Genomic DNA, 24,714 nt, shown 5'->3' with positions numbered 1-24,714 from the left:
TATAAAAGGCGGGGAGCAATCCCCGCCTTTTCTGTATTCAGCGCTGATCTACTCTGCAGGCAGAGGCGGCTGCGATACCACTTCAAGCAGTTCACGCTCCAGTCGCGCTTCCTCTTCAGCCTTTGGTTTGGAGAACCCGGCGAGCAGGAGATAGGCGACAGGGGTCAGGAACAGGGTCGAGGCGGTGGCAAGGCCCAAACCGCCCACAATGACCCAGCCAAGGGCAATACGCGCCTCGGCACCGGCACCGCTGGCCAGAACCAGCGGCACGCCGCCAAGGATGGCGCAAAGCATGGTCATTACAACCGGGCGCAGGCGAATGTTGGACGCCTCTTCGATGGCTTGGCGCACATTGCGGCCCTGATCGCGCAGGTGATTGGCAAACTCGACAATCAGAATGCCATTCTTGGCCATGATGCCGACAAGCAGCACCAATCCGATCTGGCTGTAGACGTTCATGCTGGTGCCGGTGAGCAGCATGGCAAAGACCGCGCAGGCCAGACCGAGCGGAACGGTCGCCATGACGATGACCGCGCTGATGAAGCTTTCGAACTGTGCGGCCAGCACAAGCAGGATGATCAGTATGGCGAAACCGAAGGTGACAAACATGCTGGCGGAGTTTTCGCCCAATGTCGCCGCTTCGGCCAGCGGGATGAGCCTGTAACCCGGCGGCAGCATCGGCGCTGCTATTTCCTGTGCTACCTTGTAGGCATCACCCAGCGCAAAATCCGGGCTCAGGGCCGCGGTGATTGCGACCGAGCGCATTTGCTGTTCGCGGGTCAATGCTGGCGGCACAGCCACTTCTGTCAGCTTGGCAATGGTTGACATCGGCACGAAACGTCCATCGCTGGTGCGCATGAAAACATTTTCAAGATCGGTCGGATCATTGATCGGATTGGTGGTGGAGACAAGCTTCACGTCAAAGCTGCGATCCTCGATATAGACCGAACCGATCTTGTAACCATCGAGGACGGATTGCAGCGCTTCGGCCAGACCCGTGATCTCGATGCCAAGGTCCGAAGCCCGTTCGCGATCGATTGATACGGAAAGCTGCGGCTGCGTCGGTTCGTTGGTCAGGCGCGGCCGGTCAAACCGCTTGTCCTTCTCGAGCGCCGAGACAATCTTGGCAGCCGTACTTCCAAGCTCCGCATAGCTTGTTCCGACGATGGCAAATTGCAGGCCATTGCCGGCACCGCGAATACCCAATGAGTTGGGCTGGGCGGCGAAAACCTGAATGCCCGGAATGTTGCGCACGCGCTTGGACACATCAGCCAGAATTTCCTGCTGGGTGCGGTGACGTTCCTTCCACGTGGCAAGACTGAGGACCATAAAGCCGCGATTGGTATTGCCGCCCTGACCGGCAATGGAGAATGTGTTCTGGATTTCGCCGGAATCGCGCATGGGCTGGATCAGCGTTTCGATCTGACGCATCTGATCATTGAGATATTCAAGACTGACACCCTGCGGTGCCGTGATGCGCAGGAAGGATGCCGCCCGGTCTTCCGTCGGCGTCAGTTCCTGTTTGAGCAGGGAGAAGGCGCCAAAGGCCGCCCCGGCGAACAGCAGCGATACCAGCACGACAATCCACGGCGCGGCGAGACAGACATGCAGCATGCGGCTGTAAGCGCCGAGGAACCAGCCGCCGACCCGCTTGATAAGACCGGGGGAGTGATTGATATCCTCGTGCTTGGCCTCGCTTGCCGACAGGAGACGTGAGGCCAGCATCGGGCACAGCGTCAATGCCACAACGGCGGAGAGCAGAACGCAGATGGCAAGCACGAAGCCGAATTCGCGAAAGAGACCGCCCGTCTGTCCGGGCAGGAAAGAGAGCGGCACGAAAACGGCGGCAAGTGTCACCGTGGTTGCGATAACCGCGAAGAACACTTCCTGCGTGCCCAGCACGGCAGCTGCACGCGGACCCATGCCCTGATTGCGTCGCCGGACAATGTTTTCAAGCACAACGATAGCGTCATCCACCACGAGGCCTGTTGCCAGAACGAGCGCCAGCAGCGTCAGGATGTTGATCGAAAAACCAGCGAGATAAACGGCGGAAATCGTCCCGATCAATGCCACCGGCATACTCACAGCCGGAATCAGCGTAGCGCGGATATCCCAGAGGAACAGATAGATGATCAGGATGATGATGAAGACGGAAGCGCCCAGCGCAATTTCGACCTCGTGAACGGCACCGTTGATGAAATCCGCATCATCACTGGTAACGCGAATATCGACGCCTTGCGGCAGGGTTTTTTGCAACTGTCCAACGGCTGCGCGGACGCCCTTGGAAATATCGAGTGTATTGGACTGTGCCTGGCGGATGATACCAAGACCGATACCGGTCTTGCCATTGGCGCGCAATGACGAGGTGCCGATGTCCGGACCCAGCGTCACCGTGGCGATATCGCGGATCTTGGTCCTGCCGCTGATGATGATGTTCTCGAAATCCTCAGGCGTCACAATCGGCGCCGTAGCGCGGACGACGATGCTCTGGGCATTGCTGTTGATCTGGCCCGCCGGTGTATCGAACGCCATGGTGTTGAGTGCAGTGCGGACATTGGCAACGGTCAGTCCAAGACTTGCAAGTTTGCCCTGATCGATATCAATGCGGAAAATCTTGCTGCGATTGCCGTTGATCTGCACGTCGGCAACACCGGGTACGGAGGCCAGGACATCCTGAATCTGGTCCTCGACCAGCACAGTCATATCCTCGACGGCCATGGTGTCTGACGTCACGGCAAGGCGCATGACGGCATCCGCATTGGCGTCGGCTTTGACGATCTGCGGCGGGTCCGCCTGCTCCGGCAGCGTGTTGGTGATGCGGCTGATGGCGTCGCGCATATCGGCAGCAGCCACATTCAAATCAACACCGTCGTTGAATTCCACCGTGACCCGGCTGGTGCCGAAGGATGAACTGGAGGAAATGGATTTGACGCCCGAGACACGCGACACTGCGCCTTCGATGGCGGCGGTCAGCTCCCGGTCAACCGTTTCGGCAGCGGCGGCCACGAACGTCGTTGTGACTGTTACGACGGGCCGGTCAACATCCGGCAGCTCGCGCACATCGACGCCATAGAAGGCGGCAAGACCGGCCAGAACGATGAGAGCGTTGAGAACCAGCGCCAAAACCGGACGGCGGATGAAGAGGGCGGTGAAATTGGCGTTGGACTGTCCCTGCGAATTGCTCACGCCGCACCTCAGCCCTGTTCGCCGACGGAAGCTGTGGGCTTCGCACCGGAATCACTCTGGCTGGCTGGCTGGCCCTTGATCTGGACAGTGCCACCCTGGCGAACGGCCTGCACGCCTTCGGCGACAATGAGATCGCCTGGCTGTATCTCGGCATTGACCAGAACATAGGCTGTGTTGCGCTGCATGATGCGGACGGGAACGCGCTGCGCCTTGTTGTCCGTAATCTTCCAGACATAAGCGCCGTCCGTGCCCCACTGGATGGCAAGCGGGTCAACCGTCGGATAGGTCTCACCGGCAAAGCCCATGGCAACCTGAAAAGCCATGCCTTCACGCAGGGCATCATTCGGATTGGTGATCTTGGCCTGAACCTGCAGGGTACGGCTGTCCGGATCAACCCGGTTGTCAATGGAGCTGATGGCCCCCTTGAACGTCTCGCCGGGACGAGCCACCGAGGTGGCGGTCACGGCAGCACCGACTTTTACGGACGGAGCAAAACGTTCGGGAATCCAGAAATCCACCAGCACGTCGCTGCGGTCAGCGATGGTCGCGATCTGGGTGGTCGTGGTGATATAATTACCGGCACTGACCGGCAGAATACCGACAATGCCGCCGATCGGCGCTTTGATGGCACGGCGGTCCAGCGCCAATTCCGCTTCACGCACATCAAGTCCGGCATTATCGACCGCCAGACCCGCATCGGATACCTGCACGGCGGAAACCGTATTGGTGCTGCTGAGATTTTCGGCCCGCTTCAACTTGCTCTGCGCATCCTTCAGCATGGTGCGCGCCTTATCGGCGGCGATGGTTTCAGCTTCGGCATCCAGTCTGGCGATCACATCACCGGCTTCAACCTTTGTACCCGACGTGACAAGAATTTCGTTCATGCGGCCGGCAGCAAAAGGCGTAACGGAAACCGAGCTTTTTGCCTTGCCGGTGCCGATCGCGGAAAACTTGTCGTTGATCTTGGCCTGCTCGGCGGCGCGCACGACAACGATGGGCACGGACTGACCATTGCGGCCCTGTCCGGCGGGAGCAGCGGGGTTTGCCGTGGTCGCCGCGTTCTTGCCAACGCCTGCTTTTTTCAGAAAGTCGGATGAGCCTGGAACAAAGTATAGCCATCCTGCGCCAGCAACGGCGAGGATCGCCACAACCAATATGAGTTGTTTCCAGACTTTCATACACCACTCCAAAAAGACCGGTTCCGCCTGAAGCAGAGCCAGCACCGCCAGATTTATGATTATATCCCAAAGCACATCCCGGCGCTTGGGCTTGTTTAGGACGAAGAATAAAGCGCTTTGATGTCGCCGTTAATGACAAAACCGTGAGGTTACAAAGATTTAATGGAAGCGCATTCCTTGTTTGCCTGCTGAATTTAGCCGGTTACGGCTGGTTCTGCTTGATGACCTGTTTGCGCCGTGCAACATGGCGGGCGGAAATTCTCGAGGAGAGCATTCAATGGCGACGAAGACCGACATTGCACGGCGCGTGTTCAATCATACGTGGAAACTCGATCCCATTGTCCGCAGCCTGCTGGATACGGATTTCTATAAATTACTGATGCTGCAGATGATCTGGGGCGTCTATCCGAAAGTCGATGCAACCTTCACCCTAATCAATCGCACCACGCGCGTGCGGCTTGGCGACGAAATCGACGAGGATGAGCTGCGCGAACAGCTCGACCATGCCCGCACGGTGCGTTTTTCCAAGAAAGAAATGATCTGGCTCGGGGGTAACACGTTCTACGGCAAGAAGCAGATTTTTGAACCAGATTTTCTGGAATGGCTGACAAACTTCCAGCTGCCGGAATATGAGCTGATCAAGCGCGACGGGCAGTACGAGCTGAATTTTTACGGTCCGTGGATGTACACCACCATGTGGGAAATTCCGGCGCTGACCATCATCAATGAACTGCGCTCGCGGGCTGCGATGAAGAAGCTGGGACGCTTCGAGCTTGACGTGCTCTATGCCCGCGCCAAGGCCAAGATGTGGTCGAAGGTCGAGCGCCTGCGTGCCCTGCCCGATATCCGCATTTCTGATTTTGGCACGCGCCGACGCCATTCATTCCTATGGCAGCGCTGGTGCGTGGAGGCGCTGAAGGAAGGCATTGGCGAAGCTTTCACCGGTACAAGCAATGTGCTTCTGGCCATGGACAATGATCTGGAAGCGCTGGGCACCAATGCGCACGAACTGCCGATGGTGCTGGCAGCGTTAAGCCGGACCAAAGAGGAACTGCTCAAATCCCCCTACAAGGTGCTGCAGGACTGGAACCGGTACTATGGCGGTAATCTTCTGATCGTGCTGCCGGATGCATTTGGCACAGCGGCTTTCCTGCGTGATGCGCCGGACTGGGTGGCTGATTGGACCGGCTTTCGCCCGGACAGTGCCCCGCCGATTGAAGGCGGCGAAAAAATCCTGGCGTGGTGGCGGGCCAAGGGCAAGGACCCGCGCAGCAAACTGCTGGTGTTCTCCGATGGCCTCGATGTGGAGACAATCGAGGAAACCTATCATCACTTCAAGCGCAAGGTGCGGATGAGTTTCGGCTGGGGCACGAACCTGACCAATGATTTCGAGGATTGCGCACCGCAATATAACGACCAGCTGAATGCGATTTCACTGGTCTGCAAGGTCAGCGAGGCCAATGGTCGCCCGGCGGTCAAGCTTTCGGACAATCCCAAGAAGGCCACTGGCGATAAGGCCGAGATCAAACGCTATCTCGAGTTGTTTGGAGCCGAGGACAGGGTGGAGCAGGCGGTCAAGGTTTAGGGTCAACTGTATTGGCAGTGTGCGTGGTTCGACAAGCTCACCATGAGGGATATGGAGGATTGCAGGGAGCTATATTCTGCAGCATCTGCGATTGGCTTTGCAGCCAACACTCTTTCTCATGGTGAGCTTGCCGAACCACGCACAATATTCATGCCACTCAAACAAAACCCCGCAGGCGAGCCAGCGGGGGTTTTTGAAATCAACGATCAACCGATCAAACTGTTACTGCAGCATGACCGTGCGCAGTTCATGCTCCTGGGCACCGACAAGGATGTTGTCGCGTTCATCGGAAAGCACGATCGGATCGCCATTGGCAGCAAACAGCGCCCAGAGCTCAACGCCCGGTGTCATTGGCGGCAAAGCCGGAAAGCTGGTGGCGAGATCGTCGGTCTTTACTTTGCGCATATAGGCAACCTGTCCGGCGCCAAGACGCGAGAATTCGAGCTCGCTCAAGAAATTCTTTGAAACAGCGTTTTGCATATCAGCCTCCATAGTCGGACAGTCCATCCTAGGCCCTGTCCAGTTAGAGCTACTACTGCGCCATGCGTCCCCATGGACGCATAAAGGACGCAGTAGCCCTTTGTTGGCGCATAATCCTTTCCAAAAATCGAAGATGATTTTTGCGGTTATGCGCTAGTCCTGTACCGCAATGTTGATGCGTTTGACCAATCGTTCGGGTTCCGGCCGGTCGAGGTCGATCGACAGAAGCCCATTCTTCAACGTGGCAGCGCCGACGCGCATTCCATCCGCAAGAACAAATATGCGCTGGAACTGGCGCGCTGCGATGCCACGATGCAAATATTCCCGTTCGCTTTCATCGGCCTGCCTGCCGCGAATGACCAACTGGTTGTCTTCGGTGGTCACTTCGAGATCGTCATTGGAAAACCCAGCGACTGCGAGGGTTATACGAAGCTGTTCACGGCCGTTATCGCCATGGATACGTTCGATATTGTAAGGCGGGTAGCCATCGCCAGATTTGGCAATACGCTCCAGCGTCTTTTCCATCGTGTCGAAACCAAGCAGCAAAGGGCTTGAAAACGGTGTCATTCGTGTCATCTGTGCAGTCCTCAGAAAAGCGACCTAAAAGAGAAACCCGGAGATGGCATTTCCCTTCTGTCCTTTGATATGGTCGATCCGGATGCAGACTTCAAGAGAATGAAAGCAAGAGATGACGCGTAAAATCATAATCGACACCGATCCGGGGCAGGATGATGCTCTGGCAATCCTTCTGGCGCTGGCAAGCCCGGAACTGGATGTGCTCGGAATAACCGCCGTTGCCGGCAATGTGCCGCTGAAATTGACGCAAACCAATGCCCGCAAGATCTGTGAACTGGCTGGACGCACTGATGTGAAAGTCTTTGCCGGGGCCGACCGGCCGCTGATGCGTGCGCTCGTCACTGCCGAATATGTGCATGGCAAGACCGGGCTCGACGGCCCTGATCTGCCTGAACCAAGTATGCCGCTGCAAAAGCAGCATGCGGTTGACTTCATCATCGAAACCTTGCTGAAGGAAGAAAGCGGCAGCGTAACGCTTTGCCCGCTCGGGCCGTTGACCAACATCGCGCAGGCGCTGATCCGCGCACCTGAGATTGCAACGCGTATCCGCGAGATCGTGCTGATGGGTGGCGGCTTCTTCGAGGGCGGCAATGTTACACCGACAGCCGAATTCAACATCTATGTCGACCCGCAGGCAGCACAGATCGTGCTGGATTCGGGCGTCCATGTGGTCATGCTGCCGCTGGATGTGACGCACAAGGCGCTGACCACCGCCAAGCGGGTTGAGCGCTTTCGCGCCATGGGTACAAAATCAGGCCTGGCCTCTGCTGCCCTGCTGGAATTTTTCGAACGGTTCGACGAGGAGAAATATGGCAGTGACGGCGGTCCGCTGCATGACCCGAACGTCATCGCTTATCTCCTGAAGCCGGAGCTTTACGGCGGCAGACAGTGCAATGTCACCGTGGATACGGCGTCAGAACTCACACTTGGGATGACCGTGGTCGACTGGTGGGGCGTGACAGACCGGCCGAAAAACGCGTTCTACATTCGCGATGTGAATGATGACGGCTTCTTTGATCTGTTGACCGAGCGTGTTGCTCGCCTGCCCTAAGCCGGTTCAAGGTTCGGCGGCTGCTTCTGCCGAACCTATCCCCTTGTTTCATCACGAAAAGGTGAGTCCTCGTAAACCTTCAATCAGTAATTGTAGCGCATAATTCTCCTGCGATGATGGCCCGGAAACGACGGGCAGGAATATCGGGGATCGACATGCTGACACGCCGAAGCGTTATCACAGGGCTCGTTGCAGCCATTGCCTTGCCGGAGGCCGCCTTGGCGGCATCCAAAAAAACGCCTTTCGTCATCAACCCGGAATATCTGCCGCAAACCGTCGAATTCCCGTCAGATTATGAATACGGAACCGTGGTCATCGACCCGCGCAACCGCTTTCTCTACCTGATTGAAGATGATTACTACGCCCTGCGTTATGGCATCGGCGTAGGGCGTGCCGGCCGGGCTTTCTCCGGGCAGGCGCATGTGGGACGCAAGGCGGAATGGCCGCGCTGGCAGCCGACCGATAACATGATCAAACGCCAGCCGGAAAAATATGCGCGTTACGCCGACGGTGTTGCGGGCGGCAAAGGCAATCCGCTCGGCGCCCGGGCGCTTTATCTCTACCGCAACGGCCGTGACACCTATTATCGCATCCATGGGACGACCGAACCATGGTCCATCGGCCGCGCCGTATCCAATGGCTGTATCCGCATGATCAATGAACACGTGATCGATCTTTACGACCGCGTGCCGCTGGGAACCCCTGTCGTTGTTCTCTAAAGAAAATCTGCTTTAAGCAGCAACGCTGTCTCTCTGGGTATCGGGCGCAAGCGTCACTTCGAGACCATTCAGATCTTGGGTCATGATCAGCTGGCAGGACAGGCGCGAATTGCCCTCGACGTGAAACGTCACGTCGAGTTGGTCGATTTCCTCGTCCTGCGGCTCGTAGAGTTTTTGCGACCAGTCCTGATCCACATAGACATGGCAGGTGCCACAGGCGCAGGCACCGCCGCACTCGGCCTTGATGTCGAGACCCCAGTCGCGGATGACCTCCATCACGCGGAATCCCTCCAACGCCTCCAGCGTATGGCGATTGCCATGCTGGTCGGTTACGTGGATATGGAGGGAATCAGCGCTCATGGGTCCGCCTCAAGCCGCCTTCAGTTTCTTCTGCAGGGCAGTGGAAGAGGTGGTGTACTGGAAGATGATCCGCTCACCCGGCGCAACAATGCGCTTGGCTGCCTGTGACATCAGCGCAGCCTCATGGAAGCCCGAGAGGATCAGTTTCAGCTTACCCGGATAGGTGTTGATATCGCCGATGGCAAAAATGCCCGGTTCCGACGTCTCAAACTTTTCCGTGTCCACGGCAATCAGATTCTGGTCGAGGTTGAGACCCCAATTGGCAATGGGGCCTAGTTTCATCGTCAGGCCGAAGAATGGCAGCAGACGCCCGGCTTCCAGAACTTCTTCGCCCTCGGCACCTTTCAGAATAACTTTGGTCAACTGGCCATCGGCGCCTTCAAGGCCGCCAAGCTGGCCCATGCGGAATGTGACCCTGCCCTCCTTTTCCAACGCCCACATCTTATTGACACTGTCGGGCGCGGCCCGGAATTCGGGACGGCGATGCACAAGGGTCACGGACTTCGCGACCGACTCGAGATTGAGGGTCCAGTCCAGCGCAGAATCGCCGCCGCCGACAATCACCACATCATGGCCGCGGAAGGCTTCGATCTTGCGCACCGCATAATGAACGCTGGTGCCTTCGTAGAGCTCAATTTCTGGCACTGGCGGACGCTTGGGCTGAAACGAACCGCCACCCGCGGCGATGACGATCACCTTGGTGATGAACACCTCATCCGCATCGGTTTCGACACGGAAACGCCCATCTTCCAGACGCTCGAGCGCTGTGACCATGGTGGAGAAATGGAACTGCGGCTCAAATGGTGCGATCTGCTTCAGAAGATTGCTCGTCAGATCCTGACCCGTGACTTCGGGCAGGCCGGGAATATCATAGATCGGCTTTTCCGGATAAAGCTCGGCGCATTGCCCGCCCGGACGATCCAGAATGTCGATCACATGGGCGCGCAGATCGAGCAGGCCAAGCTCAAACACAGCGAAAAGGCCAACCGGACCAGCGCCAACAATAACTACATCTGTTTCAATGATATCGGACATGCAAAACCACTTTCCAGAAACGGCGTTGAGCGCATTTGAATTATTGGGTGTCGGGCACGCGGCGCCAGCTATAGGTGCCAGCTTTGGTGTGTGAACCACGACCCGGCTGATAATAGACCGGCGTGTCATGCAGATTGTGATCGGCAAGCCGGGTCAAAGTCACCGCATGGGTGACTTTCAGCGTGTCAAAGCCGGTGCGCAGCATATAGGCCACCTGATCGATCAGCACGTCGCCGACGGCGCGCAGTTCACCCTGAAACTGGTGACGGTCTTTCAGAACTTCGGCCTTCGAATAGGAGCGGCCGTCATTGAACGCCGGAAACTGCAGCGCAATCACCGGGATCGAATCCAGCAAAGGCAGAAGCGGCTCAATGCTTTCACCGGGTGCAACGGAAACACCGATACGCCGGTTGGTGGCATTGCGCACATCCGCATCGAGCCCGAGCCAGACAGACAGCGGCAGGATGACGGCGGGGGCATCGCCCGCATCTTCCAGTGTTTCGGCTGTGATATACGGGTCCTCGCGGAACCCCTCGCGGCCCCATAGCTGGCTTTCGGGCTGTGCAGGAATGTCAGTCATAGATTTGAATCCGTCAGGGAAATATTGCTCAATTGATCGGTCAGGCCGGTCAGATGGATACCACATTCGGTCTTGTCGGACCCAGCCCAGCGGCCGGCGCGGTCATCCTCGCCTTCCTTGACAGGCAAGGTACAAGGCATGCAGCCAATCGACCGGTAACCTTCCGCAATCAGCGGATGCGGCGGCAACTGCTGGGTCGTCATATAGGCTTTGAGATCGGCCGAGGTCCAGCGTGCCAGTGGGTTGATGCGGATGCGCGAACCGACAGATTCGAACACCGGCAACGCTGTGCGTGTCGAGGCCTGAAACTGCTTGCGGCCGGTCATCCAGGCACGGTAGGGCGCAACAGCACGGGCCATCGGCTCGACCTTGCGGATATAGCAGCAGCGATCCTTGTTGGTCATCGACAGCGCACCAAACGGGTCTTCGTCTTTCAGGCTCTGCTTCAGCGGGTGGACATCCTGCACATCGGTCAAACCAAGATCGTGCACGAGCTGGTCACGATAGCGCAGCGTTGCCGGAAAATGCTTGCCGGTTTCGAGGAACAGCACAGGCAAGGCGCGGTCGACCTGCGCGATCAGGTGCAAAAGCACCGAGGATTCCGCGCCGAAGGACGACACCACAGCGATCTCCTCATTGAAGAGATGATCAATCGCCAGTTCAATGATTTGGGCCGGTTCGAGATTGCCATAGCGGGCTTCAAGCGCACGCGCTTCGTCCGCTACGGTGGTCTCATTGGCTTCAAGCAGCATTTGCAGCCTCGCTATAGAGCGCATCCTTGAACGGAGCAGCGCCCAGACGCCGGTAGGTGGCCAGGAAAGTTTCTTCCTTGTCCGTCCGGATTTCGAGATAGCGGTCGACGATGGTTTCGATCGCATCGACAATGTCTTCCGAGGAGAACCCACGCCCGGTAATATCGCCGATGGTGCAGACCTCGTCGCCGGAACCGCCGAGCGAAATCTGATAGAGTTCCTCGCCCTTCTTTTCGACACCGAGAATGCCGATATGGCCAACGTGATGATGACCGCAGGCATTGATGCAACCGGATATTTTCAACTTGAGTTCGCCAATATCCGCCTGACGTTCGGCGCTGGCAAAACGTTCCGAAATGCGCTGAGCAACCGGGATCGAACGGGCCGTGGCAAGTGCACAATAGTCCAGGCCAGGGCAGGCAATGATGTCTGTGATCAGGCCTGCATTGGCCGTAGCCAGACCGTCAGTCAACAGCAGATCATAAACGATGCGCAGATCAGCAATCGCCACATGCGGCAGGATCAGGTTCTGCTCGTGGCTGACGCGGATTTCGTCCTGGGAGAACTGTTCGGCAATATCGGCAACCAGATCCATCTGGGCATCGGTCGCATCGCCCGGAATGCCGCCAATCGGCTTCAGTGAAATGGTTACAACACCATAATCCGGATTCTTGTGCGGTGTTACGTTCTGGTCGACCCAAGCGGCAAAAGAATGATCCGCCTTGCGGGCAGCAGCCAGTGCCGACCAGCCTTCCGGGCGCTGCGGCAGGTGCGGCGGACGGAAATAGCTGTCGATGGCATCGACATCGGTCTGTGGCAGCTTCAAATCACTGTTTTTCAGCGCCAGCCACTCGGTTTCCACCTGACGGGTCAATTCCTCCGTACCGGTTTCGTGTACGAGTATCTTAATGCGCGCCTTGTACTTGTTGTCGCGGCGGCCGTTCAGATTATAAACCCGCATAATAGCAGTGGTGTAGGTAAGCAAATCCTCGACCGGCAGAAAGTCGCGGATTTTCTTGGCAACCATGGGGGGTGCGGCCCTGTCCGCCGCCGACATAGACAGCAAAACCGATCTCGCCCGCCGCATTCTTTTTCAGATGCAGGCCGATATCGTGCACCTGAATGGCGGCGCGGTCACGCTCGGCGCCGGTGACGGCAATTTTGAACTTGCGCGGCAGATACGAAAACTCAGGATGCATTGATGACCACTGCCGCAGGATTTCCGCATAGGGACGCGGATCGGCAACCTCGTCGGCAGCGGCACCGGCAAAATGATCGGCGGTGACGTTGCGAATGCAGTTGCCCGAGGTCTGCAGGGCGTGCATTTCGACTTCCGCCAGTTCATCGAGAACCTTCGGCATGTCTTTCAGCGCGGGCCAATTGTACTGCAGGTTCTGACGCGTGGTGAAATGGCCATAACCGCGATCATAGGTGCGGGCAATATGGGCAAGCTTGCGCATCTGGCGCGCGGACAACGTGCCATAGGGAATGGCGACCCGCAGCATATAGGCGTGCAATTGCAGATAGACGCCATTCATCAGCCGCAGCGGGCGGAACTGGTCCTCGGTCAGCTCGCCAGCCAGACGGCGCTCGACCTGATCCTTGAACTGCTCAACGCGGGCTGAAACAAACGCGTGATCAAACTCATCGTAACGATACATTCTGCGGGCCTTCGATTAACAGTTAAGCGGCGTTTGCGGCAGGCTTTTCCGCCTGTTTGCCAAGATCAAGACGGACGGTGGGGCCGAGCTGGCGGATGCGTTCGCGCAGACGCACCGGATAGAGGTGTTCACCGCGCTCTTCCACATCAATCACATTGACATCGATGACGAGGTTGGACTTGATCGCCGTCTTGCCAGCCTCTTCCAGCGCAGCGGCGGCTTCCACATGACGGGCAACCAGCGCGCCATCAATATGGTCCAGCCATTCGCCATTGGCACCGAGCCATACGGCTTCGCCGTCGGTCAGGCGGTTTGCGGTGAGAACTTGTACACTCATGATCATCATCCTTCGCAGTTAAGCGGCAGTGGTCTGAAGGCGGCGTTTGGCCACCGAATGGGTTGGCAGGCGGGCAGCAAGCGGTTCAGCCTTGTCGATGGCAGCACCGGCAACCGCGTCGCCGATAATGACCATGACAGGGCCATCCAGATCGAGGCGCTGCTCGAGCGCAGGCAAATCCTGCAATGTGCCGTGGAACATGCGCCGGTCGGCACGGCCGGCATTCTCCATCACCGCAACGCCGGTATCGGCATGCAGGCCAGCGCTCATCAGGCGTTCGGCCACGGAGGCGGCGACACTGCGGCCCATATAGACAGCGATGGTGGCGCCGGAGATGGCAAGGCGCGCCCAATCGGGCAGCACCTCGCCCGCCATGTCATGACCCGTGGTGAACACAAGGGAGGATGCGACACCACGCAGGGTCAGAGGCAATTGCATATCGGCAGCTGCGGCAAAGGCCGAGGTGATGCCGGGAACGATTTCAAACGGGATACCGGCGGCACGCAGCGCGGCCATTTCTTCGCCGGCGCGGCCATAGACCAGCGGATCGCCTGACTTCAGACGCACGACGCGCTTGCCTTCGCGGCCGAGGACAACCAGCAATTCGTTGATTTCAGCCTGACTCTTGGAATGGCAACCCTTGCGCTTGCCGACGGACAGCCGGGCAGCATCGCGGCGGCCCATGGAGACAACAGCTTCCGGTACCAGCGCATCATAGACGATGACATCGGCTTCCATGAGGACGCGATGCGCGCGCAGAGTCAGCAAATCCTCTGCGCCGGGACCGGCACCCACCAGCCAGACATAGCCTTTCGGCTCGTCCTGATTGCCCAGAAGCTGACCAGCCGCCTGACGGGCGCCATCGAGATCATTGTTGTAAACCTTGCCAGCGACATCGCCGGAGAAGAACGAGCGCCAGAACACACGGCGCGGCAGGCCCTTCTTCACCAGCTTTTCAACCGCTGGGCGATAGGCATTGGCGAGGCGGGCAAGATCGCCCAGGCGCGGCGAAAACGCTGCATCGATACGGGCACGAATAAGCTGGGTCAGAACCGGGCCGGTGCCTTCCGAACCGATGGCGATGGCCAGCGGTGCACGGTTGACGATAGCGGGCGTGTAGAAATCGCAAAGCTCCGGGCGATCCACTACATTGACCGGAATGTGCTGGCGGCGGGCTTCAGTGGCAATGGCCGCGTCCTGCCCTTCGTCACCCGTGGCGACGAAAACCAGTTTTGCACCCGAGAGGTGTTCAGGAGAAAAATCTTCCGCAACAAGCTCATGGCGGCCTGCGCGAATAAAATCAGCAAGTTCCTGTTCCGGTTCGCCAGCAATGACACGGATTTTTGCATTGGTCTGCGCCAGAAGCCGGGCCTTGTTCAGCGCTTCCTCGCCATGGCCAACAACCACAACCACTTCATTCCGCACGCGGAAGAAGGCAGGAAAGACAGAAAGCTGGTTGGCATGAATAGACATGAGCAAGACAATCCCGGTGAATGCTGGGATTATCGTTGATTGGACGGCTCTTTATAAGGAACAGAAATGCGCCAAATCGAGCGGCGGAGCATGGAATTTCTGAAAATCCCGGAACAAGCGGATTCTCTTTCTACGCCACACGGAAAAATGCACGTCCAGCCTTTGCGTTAAACGGCAAAGCGGGACATGCGGCAGTAAACAGCGTCGGCTCAAGATGCGCCGATCCAATACACGACTACTTTTATCGTGTTAATACTAAAATGCAAGCGCTTTTCTTTTGGCATGCATCTGACCCTCATCGCACCTATTGATGACCGATATCAGTTTCGCCAATCAGTCGGTGAGTCTGCATCCCGCGCGCTTGATCATATCACGCACAATCAGCGGGGTGGCGGCCATCTGTTGCCATTGGCTCTTCGGCTGCGTCTCCAAGGCGCGCCGGACCGACTTGACGTCGAGAGCGATCCGGGTTCGGCAGGCCGTAAGGGGGGACCCTTCTGGTTTTGCTGCGAGGTCAACCATGACACCGACCGTCTCGCCGATGCCACCAAGATAGGCTGTCAGAACCTGATTGGCTGCCGGATTGGACGGCGCCTGATCCAGCATCGCCATGACCTGGATTATTGAAATCTCACCCTTGGCGGTGGATGCCGCTGCAAACGAAGGGGCTGTCAATCCAAGCGCGATGGCCGTTGAAATGAGAAGTGTTCTGCATGGTTTGAATGATGACATACCAAAGTCTCCAATGTTGGCAGGAAACTCATATATCGAAAATTTATTATTGTAAAACGATAATTTATTGCTATTATATGGCAAAACATTCACGGAGATTCCCCCATGAGCGATCTTTCCACCCCCGACATCATGCATACCGGTCTGGGCCAATCCCGCCGCGCAGAGCGTATCCGGCTGCTCAGCAGAATCATGTCGGGGCTATATGCCGTCACAGCAATCGCGCTGTTTGGCGGCATGCTTTACTACTGGTTTGCAACGCTGCCTGCAGACATCCTTTCCGCCGCAGGATTGCCGCTCGCGGGCGCAGATAATTTTGGTTTTGGAACCCGGCTCCTGGGGCTCATTATCTCCATGACACCACTTGCGGTTCTGATCTGGGGATTGCTGCAGGCACGGCGCTGCTTCAACAGTTTTGCCAGCGGCAAGTTCTTTACGCTGGAGACTATTCGAAGCCTGCGCGCCTTCGCTCTGGCGGTCTTCATCTCAACGCTTCTGCAATTTTTTGCCGAAACTGCATTATCAGTAGCCTTGAGCTGGACAAATCCGGCAGGTCAGAGAACGCTCTCCATCGGCATCAGTTCAAATATGCTGCTTGGATTGTTGTTTGCCGGGACCATCACCATTATGGCCTGGGTGATGACGGAAGCCGTGGCGATCGCCGACGAAAATGCGCAGTTCGTCTGAGGATATATGTATGCCCATCAAAATCAGGCTCAACGTCATGCTGGCCGAACGCAATGTAAAATCCAAGGACCTGGCGGAACATGTAGGCATAACCGAAGCCAATCTTTCGCTGCTCAAACAGGGCAAGGTTAAGGGTATCCGCTTTGAGACACTGGAGCGCATCTGCGACTATCTGGATTGCCAGCCCGGCGATCTCTTGCGCTATGACAAGGACGATGCATAGGCCATAAACATAGCTGGAACGTGCACCGGCCAGCGCCATGGCAGGATCGCCACCATATCGAAGCGCAATGACAGCTTGGCATGGTCAGGCTGGCGGGCCAGCCACAGATCGGCAGCGGATTCGATCCGGCGCATGGTGGTGGCGCTCACCGCCTCCATCGCCTGTTCCAGTGTCCGGCGCGCCTTCACTTCAACGATAAGAATGAGATCGCCGCGACGGGCGATCAGATCAATTTCACCAAGTTTGGTGCGATAGCGCCGCTCGACGATGCGAAACCCTTTGAGCATCAGGGCAAGGGCGGCGACATATTCGGCTGAGTGGCCGCGTTTATACGCCTTGTGCCGCCTGCCCGCTCCCGTCATTTCATTGCGAGCAATCGTTGATAGAGCTCGCCCTTGGGCCGCCCTGTCATGCGCGCAGCTTCACCTGCTGCCTTGGCCGGTGACATTTCAAGCACCAGTGCGCGCAGGAGCGCATCCACATCATCGTCCGTGCGGGCAATATTCTGATCACCCTCGGGCGGTCCGATCACCAGCACCACTTCGCCGCGGATCCGGTCTTCACCATCGAACTCAGCTGCAAGTTCCGCCAAGGGTAAAGTGACGATTGTTTCATAGGTTTTGGTCAATTCGCGGCAGAGCGAGGCCTGCCGCTTGGAACCAAAGACATCGACCATATCGGCCAATGTCGTGGCGGCGCGATTGGGGGATTCAAAGAATACCAAGGCGGCATCGAGCGTCTTCAGCGATTCCAGCTTCGAGCGGCGCTGCCCCTGTTTCGATGACAGGAAGCCGGCAAAATAAAAACTGTCAGTGAACAAGCCGGACGCGGTCAAGGCTGCAAGAACCGATGACGCACCCGGAATTGGCACCACACGGATGCCCGCCGCCTTGGCTTCCGGCACCAGACGCCCGCCCGGATCGGCAACCAGCGGCGTTCCCGCATCGGATATCAGCGCGACGCTTTTACCCGCCAGCAAGGCCTCGATCAGTTTCGGTCCGGCTTCAGCGGCATTGTGCTCGTGATAGGCGTAAGGACGCCGAGAGATACCGTAGCGCTCCAAAAGAACACGGCTGACACGGGTATCCTCGCAGGCAATCACATCGGCTGCCGCAAGTGTTTCAATGCCGCGCAACGTCATGTCGCCAAGATTGCCGATGGGCGTGGCAACGACGTAAAGCGCAGGCTCGAGCGGACGGGCGCGAAACGAAGCGCCGCCGATCTGGTAATCCCGTTCTCTGGCTTCTCCGTCAGACACGCCTGCTCCTCATGCTGCCAGATCGGCAATAACCGCGTTCAGAACGATCGCACCTTCGGGCGTCGTCCGGATGCGGCTGTTGCCGATATATTCAATCAGGCCTTGTTCGGCCAAGGAAATCACGCGCTTTTCCTTGACGCTATGGCCGGTCAGGCGCTCATAGCGGGCAAGATCGATGCCTTCGACCAGCCGCAGGCCCATCAGCAGGAATTCATCGCCTTCCTGTTCTCCCGTGAGCAATTCTTCTTCCACGACCCCGTGACCGTCAGCCTCAACCTTCGCCACCCAGGTTTCCGGGTGCCGCTCGGTGATGGTGACCGCGCGCTTGCCGTTTTCGATAAAACGGCCATGGGCGCCGGGACCAACACCGACATATTCGCCGTAGCGCCAGTAGACGAGATTGTGCTGGGATTCAGCGCCTGGAGCGGCGTGGTTGGAAATTTCGTAGGCTGGCAGACCGCGCTGCGCCGTCACGTCCTGCGTTTCCGCGTAGAGTGCCGCCGCATGATCGCCATCAGGGGTGATCAATTTGCCGGCTTTCCACAGCTGATAGAAAGGCGTGCCTTCCTCGATTGTCAGCTGATACAGCGACAGATGATCTGCGGCATAGGAAATGGCACGGTTGAGTTCTTCACGCCACGCCTCGATTGTCTGGTCCGGCCGGGCATAGATCAGATCAAACGACAGGCGCGGGAAAATCTCGCGGGCGAGCCCGATTGCTACCAGCGCCTCGTCCACATTGTGCATGCGGCCAAGCCGCTTCAGATCAGGATCATTGAGCGCCTGCACGCCAAGGGAAACGCGATTTACACCGGCGGCGCGATATCCACGAAAGCGATTGGCCTCGACGCTGGTTGGATTGGCTTCCAGCGTGATTTCGATATTGTCCGGGACATGCCAGTTGCGGGCGATTTCGTTCAAGACCGCTTCCACGGTTTCCGGCTGCATCAGCGATGGGGTGCCACCGCCGAGAAAGACACTGGAAATCGTGCGTGGACCGGTACGCGCGCGCATCGTTGCCATTTCACGCGCAAAGGCTGCGGTGAAACGCGGCTGGTCCACCGGCTGATGCCGGACATGGGAGTTGAAATCGCAGTAGGGGCATTTGGCCATGCAGAAGGGCCAATGGACGTAAACGCCAAAGCCCCCTTCATTGCCTTCCCGCTCCGGATGGGTCATCAGGCACCCAGACAATCGCGGGCGAAATGCTGGAAAGCGCGGGCACGATGCGACAATGCAGCGGCGGCACCGGGCTTCCAGCCATGTTTCTGTTCGGCGGTCATTTCGCCAAACGTGGTGTCATAGCCTTCGGGCTTGAACACAGGATCAAAGCCGAAACCTGCGGTGCCGCGTGGCGGCCAGACAATCTCGCCTTCCACTTCACCGCGATAGTAATTGGCTTCACCATCAGGCCAAGCCAGACAGATAACCGAAACGAAACGGCCGCCACGATTCCCCGAGCCGGTAACGCCTTTCTCCTGCAGAGCGTTTTCAACCTTCTGCATGCCATAATCAAAATCGCGCTTGCCATCGGGCAGTTCCGCCCAATTGGCGGTGTAGACACCGGGATTGCCACCCAGCGCATCGACACAGAGGCCGGAATCATCCGACAATGCCACTAGGCCTGTCGCCTTTGCCGCGGCAAAAGCCTTGATATAGGCATTTTCCTCAAAGGTTGTGCCGGTTTCATCCGGTTCCGGCAAGCCGAGATCACCCGCCGATACCACTTCAAAACCGAAGGGACCGAGCAGGTCGATCATTTCCTGTATTTTGCCCTTGTTGTGACTGGCAACGAGCAGCTTGCCTTTTTTGAGTGTTCTCATTTCAGGTTCCATAAAGCCGGTTCGGCAAATTCAATCGAGTTTCCGGACGGATCACGGAAATACAGCGAGCGGGCACCATTGGGCCAATCGAATTCACTTTCGATTTCAATATCATTGGCCTGCAAATGGGTCTTCCACCCGGCAATTTCATCCCGCGTTGCACGGAAACAGACATGACCCGGCCCCGTGGCACCATGCGCAGGGATCGGCAGACCGCCTTTTGGCCGTTCCTGCAACTTCCGGGCATCGAAAAGGATCAGCACACCCGCACCACAGCGGAAGAACACCGATTCATTGCCGGCACGCAGGATCACATCCAATCCCAGCACATCGGCATAGAACCGTGCAGCCACCTCGATATCGGTCACATAAAGCGCTGTTTCCAGAATACCCGATGGCTGCATGGCCGATTTCCGTTAGCTGACCGCCATTTGCTGGAGCGAAACCAGCCTGGTGATGCCGTTGCGGGCAAGATCCATCAAAGCCAGCAATTCTTCCTGTGAGAATGGTTCGCCTTCCGCTGTTCCCTGCACTTCGACAATACCACCCTTGCCGGTCATGACGAAATTGGCATCGGTCTGTGCAGTTGAATCTTCGGCGTAATCAAGATCAATCACTGGCGTGCCGTTGGAAATGCCGCAAGAAATAGCCGCAACATGATCTTTCAGGACCTTTTCGACCTTGAGCATCTGGCGGGTTTCCATCCAGCGCAGGCATTCATGCAGGGCAACCCAGCCGCCGGTGATGGCGGCTGTGCGTGTGCCGCCATCGGCCTGAATGACATCGCAGTCAACCGTGATCTGCACTTCACCCAGTGCCTGCAGATCGACAACAGCACGCAATGAACGGGCGATCAGCCGCTGAATTTCCAGGGTGCGGCCGCCTTGCTTGCCGGATGAGGCTTCGCGGCGCATGCGGTCGCCGGTGGAACGCGGCAGCATGCCATATTCAGCCGTAACCCAGCCCTTGCCGGTGTTACGCATCCAGCCGGGCACCTTTTCCTCAAGGCTGGCGGTGCACAATACGTGAGTATCGCCGAACTTGACCAGGCACGAGCCTTCAGCATGTTTGGAAACGCCACGCTCGAAGGAAATGGCGCGCATTTCGTCTCGGGCTCGTTTGGAAGGACGCATGGAATGACCTCTTGAAAATATGTTGGTCCGGCCTTTTAGAGCAACGGAGACTTAAATGGAACCATGAAGCAAAAGCTTTGATGATTGGGCCGACAATGCCTATATTCAACCCGGAAGCACAAGGGCGTGAGACACAATGAACAAGGCAGTTGTCCCCGAACCATTGCAATCGCTGGACCAGCGGTCACGGGATATTTTCAGGCGGATCGTCGAGAGCTATCTCGGGGATGGCGAACCTGTGGGCTCACGCAACCTGTCGCGCATCTTGCCGGTCAGTCTGTCGCCCGCAACCATCCGCAATGTGATGAGCGACCTTGAACATCTTGGACTGGTCTATGCGCCGCACATTTCAGCGGGCCGTCTGCCGACACAGCTGGGCCTGCGGTTTTTCGTCGATGCCTTCATGGAGGTCGGTGATCTCTCCTCCGACGAGCGTAACTCAATCGAGGCACAGGTGCGGGCGGGCGGCGACGCCCAATCGGCAGAAAACGTGCTGACGCAGGCGAGCCAGATTCTGTCCGGCATGTCACGTGGTGCCGGATTGGTGCTGGCAAGCAAGGCGGAAGGCGCGCTCAAACATATCGAATTCGTGCGGCTGGAGCCGACAAAGGCGCTGGCTGTGCTGGTGACGCAAAGTGGCGATATCGAAAACCGTGTGATCGATTTGCCGCCGGGTGTGACGCCGTCCCAATTGATCGAAGCGTCAAACTTTCTCAATGCCCATATCCAGGGCCGCACCATTACCGAAGCGCGCGCCGAAATTGCCCGCTTGAAAGAGGAAACACAGCAGGCGCTCGATACACTGTCCCAGCACATGGTGGAACAGGGACTGGCCGTGTGGGGAGGCGCCGGCGGCGGTCAACCGCCACGTTTGATCGTGCGCGGACGCGGCAATCTGCTTGATTCGATCAATGCCGAAGCTGACCTCGACCGGTTGCGGCACCTGTTCGACGATCTCGAAACCAAGGAAGGTACGATCCAACTGCTTGATCTGGCCGAAGCGGGCTCGGGTGTGCGTATTTTCATCGGCTCGGAAAACAAGCTTTTCTCGCTTTCGGGCTCGTCGCTGGTCATCGCGCCCTATCGCGACTCGGAACAGCGGGTCATTGGAGCCCTCGGTGTCATCGGCCCGACGCGGCTTAACTATGCGCGTATCGTTCCCATGGTGGATTATACGGCACAACTGGTCTCAAGACTGCTGCGATAGCGCAAAGGAACACCTCGCATGAGGCATTTGCACTTGATTTTCGCGGCCTAAACCTCGATATCCAGCGCACATTTCGATTTAAGGACGGACAGGATACATGGCTGAAGAAAAGAAACATCACGACGCACCCGATCTCGATCAGCGCGATCTGAAGAATCCGCGCGATCGCGATGCGCTGAAGCGCGCTGCCGATGATTTTCTGAAATCGCGCAAGGCAGAAGAATATGCCATGGCGCAGGAAGACGAAGACCAGGCGGAAGCTGTAAGCAGCGCCGAGCTGGATGCATTGCGCGCCGATAATGGCGATCTGCGTGACCAGTTGCTGCGGCTTGCCGCCGATATGGAAAACCTGCGCAAGCGCACCGCCCGCGATGTGCACGATGCCCGTGCCTATTCGGTTGCCAATTTTGCCCGCGACATGCTGTCGGTTTCCGACAATCTGAAGCGTGCGCTCGAAGCCATCCCGGCCGATGCACTGGCCAATGGCGATGCGGGTTTCAAGACGCTGGCCGAAGGCGTTGAGATGACCGAACGCTCAATGATGTCGGCGCTGGAACGGCACGGCGTGAAGAAGATCGAACCGCTGAATCAGAGGTTCGACCCGAACTTCCATCAGGCAATGTACGAAATCCCCAACACTGAAGTACCGCACAACACGGTGCTGCAGGTTGCGCAGAGCGGCTTCATCATTGGCGACCGCATGCTGCGTCCAGCACTGGTCGGCGTTTCCAAGGGTGGACCGAAGCAGGCAGCGGGCGAAGGTCAGGCCGAGCCCGGTCCAATCAATCCGCAGGCTGAAAAAGACGCCTGACCGCCTGACAATATGAAGGCAAAGGCCACATTCCGGCAACGGAGTGTGGCCTTTTTCATTTGGCCTGATCATGCTCTATTGCGTGCAGCGAGAGGGGGAACAGCCGATGACCATGATCCAGATATTCAACTATGCCGGGGTGTTCGTCTTCGCTGCTACGGGCGGTCTCGCCGCCTCGCGCCGCCAGCTCGATATCATCGCGTTTGTGTTTCTCGCCGCCGTTACCGGCATTGGCGGCGGCACGCTGCGCGACCTCATTCTCGGCGTTCCGGTGTTCTGGGTGCGCGAACCCGGCTACATCCTTGTCTGCGCCGCTGCCGCAATCCTCGTCTACTTTTCCGCCAACCTGCTCGAATCGCGCTATCGCCTGCTACTTTGGCTCGATGCGCTTGGCCTTGCCGCCTATAGCGTCATGGGTGCAGCAAAGGCGCTGGCACTCAGCTTTGATCCGACAATTGCCGTTGTGACAGGCATTTTGACAGCAACATTCGGCGGCGTGCTGCGCGATATCGTTTCAGGAGAGCCATCGGTGCTGATGCGGCGTGAAATCTATGTCACGGCTGCGCTGGCCGGTTCAGCCGCCTATACGCTGCTGCTTGGTCTTTCGGCAGGGCCGGAAGTCTCGGCACTGCTCGCTGCGCTAACCGCTTTTGCGGTGCGCGGCGGTGCACTGTATTTTGGCTGGACCTTGCCCAATTATCACAAGGTCGGCCGCACGCCTGAAGAACTCAAGCGTGACGGCATTGTGCGGTCAGAGTAATCCGGCCTGCTGGGCGGCAATCTTCAGGTTCTGCTGCGGACGCGGACCGATCTGCTGAATAACCAGACCTGCGGTCAATGAGCCAAGCTTGGCACAATCGGTCAGCGAGCGGCCCGTCGTATAGCCGAACAGGAAGCCCGACGCGTAGAGGTCGCCAGCACCTGTCGTATCAACCAGTTCTTCGATTTCGATGGCAGCAACGGCAACTGTTTCATCCTTGGAAACGACCACCGAGCCTTTTTCCGAACGGGTGATGGCAGCCAGCTTGCAATCCTTGCGGATGGCATCAAGGCCCTTCTCGAAATCATCGGTCTGGTACAGTGACTTCAACTCTGCCTCATTGGCAAAGACGATATCGACTGTGCCGGAGCGCATGAGATCAAGGAACTCATCACGATAGCGATCAACGCAGAATGGATCAGACAGGGTCATCGCCACTTCGCGCTTATGTTCATGCGCGATTTTCGCCGAGAGACGGATCGCTTCCTTGGCGCGGGGCGGATCCCAGAGATAACCTTCGAAATAGGTGACCTTGGCTTCGGAGACTTTCGAGCTTTCGACGTCTTCCGGTCCGAGCTCGACGCAGGCGCCGAGATAGGTGTTCATGGAACGCTCGCCATCGGGCGTAACGAAAATCATCGAGCGAGCCGTGGGCGGCGGCGCTTTCAGAACGCGCGTGTCAAAGGCAACGCCCTGCGCGCGAATATCGTGGGTGAAAATATGGCCGAGCGAATCGTCGGCAACTTTACCGAAATAGGCCGCGCGGCCGCCGAGACTGGCAACGCCAGCCGCCGTATTCCCGGCACTGCCGCCTGAAGCTTCGATGGCGGGACCCATGCGTTCGTACAGAAATTCCGCACGGTCGGCATCGATCAGATTCATCGCATTTTTGATGATACCGTTCTTGACGATAAAATCATCATCCGTGCGGGCAATGATATCGACAATGGCATTGCCGATGCAAAGCACGTCATAACTCGACATGAAAACTCCAGGATTGATTCAATTGCAGTTCTTGGCCTCTGGTTCGCCAAGTCCTAGCTGGAACAGTGGAACTTGACTACCCCTAATACGCATCCACGCCTTGTCTGCGCCAAACTCATCTCC

At 57.7% G+C, this 24,714-nt stretch carries 26 protein-coding genes and 1 pseudogene; 8 read left to right on the top strand and 19 right to left on the bottom strand.

The annotated features are described in order from the left end of the window. Positions 1-48: 48 nt before the first annotated feature. Positions 49-3,186 carry an efflux RND transporter permease subunit gene (locus HB779_RS05150; protein WP_188344711.1) on the bottom strand — a complete coding sequence of 1,046 codons (3,138 nt, stop codon included), beginning with the start codon at positions 3,184-3,186 and terminating at the stop codon, positions 49-51. An 8-nt stretch (positions 3,187-3,194) separates the two neighbouring features. Beyond that, positions 3,195-4,364, bottom strand: a complete 1,170-nt coding sequence (locus HB779_RS05145; RefSeq protein ID WP_188344710.1) for an efflux RND transporter periplasmic adaptor subunit — start codon at positions 4,362-4,364, stop codon at positions 3,195-3,197. Between the two features lie 277 nt (positions 4,365-4,641). Here HB779_RS05145 and pncB point away from each other — a divergent pair, with 277 nt between their 5' ends. Then, entirely contained in the window at positions 4,642-5,949 is a 1,308-nt protein-coding gene (pncB, locus tag HB779_RS05140) for a nicotinate phosphoribosyltransferase (protein ID WP_188344709.1), read from the top strand. 222 nt (positions 5,950-6,171) lie between these two features. Here pncB and HB779_RS05135 read toward each other — a convergent pair whose 3' ends face one another. Both HB779_RS05135 and HB779_RS05130 read right to left on the bottom strand, forming a co-directional pair. After that, positions 6,172-6,441 (bottom strand): DUF1150 family protein, encoded by a 270-nt coding sequence (locus tag HB779_RS05135; protein WP_371823885.1) that lies wholly within the window; start codon positions 6,439-6,441, stop codon positions 6,172-6,174. Between the two features lie 141 nt (positions 6,442-6,582). After that, positions 6,583-7,005, bottom strand: a complete 423-nt coding sequence (locus HB779_RS05130) for an Hsp20 family protein (RefSeq protein WP_188344707.1) — start codon at positions 7,003-7,005, stop codon at positions 6,583-6,585. A 112-nt stretch (positions 7,006-7,117) separates the two neighbouring features. Between HB779_RS05130 and HB779_RS05125 the strand changes: the two genes are divergently transcribed. Beyond that, complete coding sequence (locus HB779_RS05125) at positions 7,118-8,056, top strand: nucleoside hydrolase (protein WP_188344706.1); 939 nt, start codon at positions 7,118-7,120, stop codon at positions 8,054-8,056. Positions 8,057-8,211: 155 nt separating this feature from the next. After that, positions 8,212-8,775 (top strand): L,D-transpeptidase, encoded by a 564-nt coding sequence (locus HB779_RS05120; protein ID WP_188344705.1) that lies wholly within the window; start codon positions 8,212-8,214, stop codon positions 8,773-8,775. A gap of 12 nt (positions 8,776-8,787) precedes the next feature. Here the strand turns inward: HB779_RS05120 and HB779_RS05115 are convergent, their stop codons facing one another. From HB779_RS05115 to HB779_RS05080, 8 genes and pseudogenes are all read right to left on the bottom strand, one after another. Then, the gene (locus HB779_RS05115; protein WP_188344704.1) at positions 8,788-9,135 is read right to left on the bottom strand and encodes a 2Fe-2S iron-sulfur cluster-binding protein; all 348 of its coding nucleotides are present in this window, start codon (positions 9,133-9,135) and stop codon (positions 8,788-8,790) included. Positions 9,136-9,144: 9 nt separating this feature from the next. After that, positions 9,145-10,170, bottom strand: a complete 1,026-nt coding sequence (locus tag HB779_RS05110) for an NAD(P)/FAD-dependent oxidoreductase (protein WP_188344703.1) — start codon at positions 10,168-10,170, stop codon at positions 9,145-9,147. 40 nt (positions 10,171-10,210) lie between these two features. Continuing rightward, a complete protein-coding gene (locus tag HB779_RS05105) occupies positions 10,211-10,741 on the bottom strand; it encodes a DUF934 domain-containing protein (RefSeq protein ID WP_188345783.1) in 531 nt (176 codons plus the stop codon). A gap of 5 nt (positions 10,742-10,746) precedes the next feature. Continuing rightward, the gene (locus tag HB779_RS05100; protein WP_188344702.1) at positions 10,747-11,502 is read right to left on the bottom strand and encodes a phosphoadenylyl-sulfate reductase; all 756 of its coding nucleotides are present in this window, start codon (positions 11,500-11,502) and stop codon (positions 10,747-10,749) included. After that, positions 11,492-13,163, bottom strand: a pseudogene (locus HB779_RS05095) (nitrite/sulfite reductase). The gene HB779_RS05100 and the pseudogene HB779_RS05095 overlap by 11 nt, the downstream one beginning before the upstream one ends. A gap of 22 nt (positions 13,164-13,185) precedes the next feature. Continuing rightward, positions 13,186-13,500, bottom strand: coding sequence for a DUF2849 domain-containing protein (locus tag HB779_RS05090; RefSeq protein WP_188344701.1), 315 nt, complete (start codon positions 13,498-13,500; stop codon positions 13,186-13,188). An 18-nt stretch (positions 13,501-13,518) separates the two neighbouring features. Then, positions 13,519-14,973, bottom strand: coding sequence for a siroheme synthase CysG (gene cysG, locus HB779_RS05085; protein WP_188344700.1), 1,455 nt, complete (start codon positions 14,971-14,973; stop codon positions 13,519-13,521). Positions 14,974-15,306: 333 nt separating this feature from the next. After that, positions 15,307-15,705, bottom strand: coding sequence for a chlorophyllide reductase (locus HB779_RS05080; RefSeq protein ID WP_188344699.1), 399 nt, complete (start codon positions 15,703-15,705; stop codon positions 15,307-15,309). Between the two features lie 105 nt (positions 15,706-15,810). Here HB779_RS05080 and HB779_RS05075 point away from each other — a divergent pair, with 105 nt between their 5' ends. Both HB779_RS05075 and HB779_RS05070 read left to right on the top strand, forming a co-directional pair. Beyond that, the gene (locus HB779_RS05075) at positions 15,811-16,392 is read left to right on the top strand and encodes a DUF2975 domain-containing protein (protein ID WP_188344698.1); all 582 of its coding nucleotides are present in this window, start codon (positions 15,811-15,813) and stop codon (positions 16,390-16,392) included. 10 nt (positions 16,393-16,402) lie between these two features. Then, on the top strand, positions 16,403-16,615 hold the full coding sequence (locus tag HB779_RS05070; RefSeq protein ID WP_188344697.1) for a helix-turn-helix transcriptional regulator: 213 nt from the start codon (positions 16,403-16,405) through the stop codon (positions 16,613-16,615). Here the strand turns inward: HB779_RS05070 and HB779_RS05065 are convergent. Genes HB779_RS05065 through rph form a run of 6 tightly spaced genes read right to left on the bottom strand, consistent with a single transcriptional unit; the run spans position 16,594 to position 20,829 of the window. Beyond that, positions 16,594-16,977: a YraN family protein gene (locus tag HB779_RS05065; RefSeq protein WP_188344696.1), complete on the bottom strand. Its 384-nt coding sequence runs from the start codon at positions 16,975-16,977 to the stop codon at positions 16,594-16,596. The two genes, HB779_RS05070 and HB779_RS05065, sit on opposite strands and share 22 nt — an antisense overlap. After that, positions 16,974-17,873 carry a 16S rRNA (cytidine(1402)-2'-O)-methyltransferase gene (rsmI, locus tag HB779_RS05060; RefSeq protein ID WP_188344695.1) on the bottom strand — a complete coding sequence of 300 codons (900 nt, stop codon included), beginning with the start codon at positions 17,871-17,873 and terminating at the stop codon, positions 16,974-16,976. Before rsmI ends, HB779_RS05065 begins: the two co-directional genes overlap by 4 nt. A gap of 9 nt (positions 17,874-17,882) precedes the next feature. Then, positions 17,883-19,052 (bottom strand): radical SAM family heme chaperone HemW, encoded by a 1,170-nt coding sequence (hemW, locus tag HB779_RS05055; RefSeq protein ID WP_188344694.1) that lies wholly within the window; start codon positions 19,050-19,052, stop codon positions 17,883-17,885. Then, positions 19,052-19,696: an RdgB/HAM1 family non-canonical purine NTP pyrophosphatase gene (gene rdgB, locus HB779_RS05050; protein ID WP_188344693.1), complete on the bottom strand. Its 645-nt coding sequence runs from the start codon at positions 19,694-19,696 to the stop codon at positions 19,052-19,054. Before rdgB ends, hemW begins: the two co-directional genes overlap by 1 nt. Then, on the bottom strand, positions 19,693-20,100 hold the full coding sequence (locus HB779_RS05045; RefSeq protein ID WP_188344692.1) for a VOC family protein: 408 nt from the start codon (positions 20,098-20,100) through the stop codon (positions 19,693-19,695). The genes rdgB and HB779_RS05045 overlap by 4 nt, the downstream gene beginning before the upstream one ends. A gap of 12 nt (positions 20,101-20,112) precedes the next feature. Then, the gene (gene rph, locus HB779_RS05040; protein WP_188344691.1) at positions 20,113-20,829 is read right to left on the bottom strand and encodes a ribonuclease PH; all 717 of its coding nucleotides are present in this window, start codon (positions 20,827-20,829) and stop codon (positions 20,113-20,115) included. Positions 20,830-20,965: 136 nt separating this feature from the next. Between rph and hrcA the strand changes: the two genes are divergently transcribed. The 3 genes from hrcA to HB779_RS05025 all read left to right on the top strand — a co-directional run bounded on the left by hrcA (position 20,966) and on the right by HB779_RS05025 (position 23,607). Beyond that, positions 20,966-22,036, top strand: a complete 1,071-nt coding sequence (gene hrcA, locus HB779_RS05035; protein ID WP_188344690.1) for a heat-inducible transcriptional repressor HrcA — start codon at positions 20,966-20,968, stop codon at positions 22,034-22,036. A 97-nt stretch (positions 22,037-22,133) separates the two neighbouring features. Then, a complete protein-coding gene (gene grpE, locus HB779_RS05030) occupies positions 22,134-22,847 on the top strand; it encodes a nucleotide exchange factor GrpE (protein WP_188344689.1) in 714 nt (237 codons plus the stop codon). A gap of 106 nt (positions 22,848-22,953) precedes the next feature. Further along, positions 22,954-23,607 (top strand): trimeric intracellular cation channel family protein, encoded by a 654-nt coding sequence (locus HB779_RS05025; protein WP_188344688.1) that lies wholly within the window; start codon positions 22,954-22,956, stop codon positions 23,605-23,607. Here the strand turns inward: HB779_RS05025 and HB779_RS05020 are convergent. Next, the gene (locus tag HB779_RS05020) at positions 23,599-24,591 is read right to left on the bottom strand and encodes an adenosine kinase (protein ID WP_188344687.1); all 993 of its coding nucleotides are present in this window, start codon (positions 24,589-24,591) and stop codon (positions 23,599-23,601) included. The genes HB779_RS05025 and HB779_RS05020 overlap by 9 nt on opposite strands. Positions 24,592-24,714: the final 123 nt, after the last annotated feature.

This window comes from Phyllobacterium sp. 628 (assembly GCF_014189505.1).
Taxonomy (GTDB): domain Bacteria; phylum Pseudomonadota; class Alphaproteobacteria; order Rhizobiales; family Rhizobiaceae; genus Phyllobacterium.
Note: the sequence above shows the minus strand (reverse complement) of the source record. Positions and strands in the feature narration are given on the sequence as shown.

Excerpts from the sequence above, each read along its gene's own strand:
- HB779_RS05065 (WP_188344696.1), bottom strand. The coding sequence starts at position 16,977 with ATGACGGGAGCGGGCAGGCGGCACAAGGCGTATAAACGCGGCCACTCA.
- rdgB (WP_188344693.1), bottom strand. The coding sequence starts at position 19,696 with ATGAGAACACTCAAAAAAGGCAAGCTGCTCGTTGCCAGTCACAACAAG.
- HB779_RS05110 (WP_188344703.1), bottom strand. The coding sequence starts at position 10,170 with ATGTCCGATATCATTGAAACAGATGTAGTTATTGTTGGCGCTGGTCCG.
- HB779_RS05120 (WP_188344705.1), top strand. The coding sequence starts at position 8,212 with ATGCTGACACGCCGAAGCGTTATCACAGGGCTCGTTGCAGCCATTGCC.
- HB779_RS05070 (WP_188344697.1), top strand. The coding sequence starts at position 16,403 with ATGCCCATCAAAATCAGGCTCAACGTCATGCTGGCCGAACGCAATGTA.
- HB779_RS05135 (WP_371823885.1), bottom strand. The coding sequence starts at position 6,441 with ATGGAGGCTGATATGCAAAACGCTGTTTCAAAGAATTTCTTGAGCGAG.
- hemW (WP_188344694.1), bottom strand. The coding sequence starts at position 19,052 with ATGACCCATCCGGAGCGGGAAGGCAATGAAGGGGGCTTTGGCGTTTAC.
- HB779_RS05045 (WP_188344692.1), bottom strand. The coding sequence starts at position 20,100 with ATGCAGCCATCGGGTATTCTGGAAACAGCGCTTTATGTGACCGATATC.
- HB779_RS05020 (WP_188344687.1), bottom strand. The coding sequence starts at position 24,591 with ATGTCGAGTTATGACGTGCTTTGCATCGGCAATGCCATTGTCGATATC.
- HB779_RS05115 (WP_188344704.1), bottom strand. The coding sequence starts at position 9,135 with ATGAGCGCTGATTCCCTCCATATCCACGTAACCGACCAGCATGGCAAT.
- HB779_RS05090 (WP_188344701.1), bottom strand. The coding sequence starts at position 13,500 with ATGAGTGTACAAGTTCTCACCGCAAACCGCCTGACCGACGGCGAAGCC.
- HB779_RS05080 (WP_188344699.1), bottom strand. The coding sequence starts at position 15,705 with ATGTCATCATTCAAACCATGCAGAACACTTCTCATTTCAACGGCCATC.
- cysG (WP_188344700.1), bottom strand. The coding sequence starts at position 14,973 with ATGTCTATTCATGCCAACCAGCTTTCTGTCTTTCCTGCCTTCTTCCGC.
- HB779_RS05145 (WP_188344710.1), bottom strand. The coding sequence starts at position 4,364 with ATGAAAGTCTGGAAACAACTCATATTGGTTGTGGCGATCCTCGCCGTT.
- pncB (WP_188344709.1), top strand. The coding sequence starts at position 4,642 with ATGGCGACGAAGACCGACATTGCACGGCGCGTGTTCAATCATACGTGG.
- HB779_RS05130 (WP_188344707.1), bottom strand. The coding sequence starts at position 7,005 with ATGACACGAATGACACCGTTTTCAAGCCCTTTGCTGCTTGGTTTCGAC.
- hrcA (WP_188344690.1), top strand. The coding sequence starts at position 20,966 with ATGAACAAGGCAGTTGTCCCCGAACCATTGCAATCGCTGGACCAGCGG.
- grpE (WP_188344689.1), top strand. The coding sequence starts at position 22,134 with ATGGCTGAAGAAAAGAAACATCACGACGCACCCGATCTCGATCAGCGC.
- HB779_RS05125 (WP_188344706.1), top strand. The coding sequence starts at position 7,118 with ATGACGCGTAAAATCATAATCGACACCGATCCGGGGCAGGATGATGCT.
- HB779_RS05025 (WP_188344688.1), top strand. The coding sequence starts at position 22,954 with ATGACCATGATCCAGATATTCAACTATGCCGGGGTGTTCGTCTTCGCT.
- HB779_RS05100 (WP_188344702.1), bottom strand. The coding sequence starts at position 11,502 with ATGCTGCTTGAAGCCAATGAGACCACCGTAGCGGACGAAGCGCGTGCG.
- HB779_RS05075 (WP_188344698.1), top strand. The coding sequence starts at position 15,811 with ATGAGCGATCTTTCCACCCCCGACATCATGCATACCGGTCTGGGCCAA.
- rph (WP_188344691.1), bottom strand. The coding sequence starts at position 20,829 with ATGCGTCCTTCCAAACGAGCCCGAGACGAAATGCGCGCCATTTCCTTC.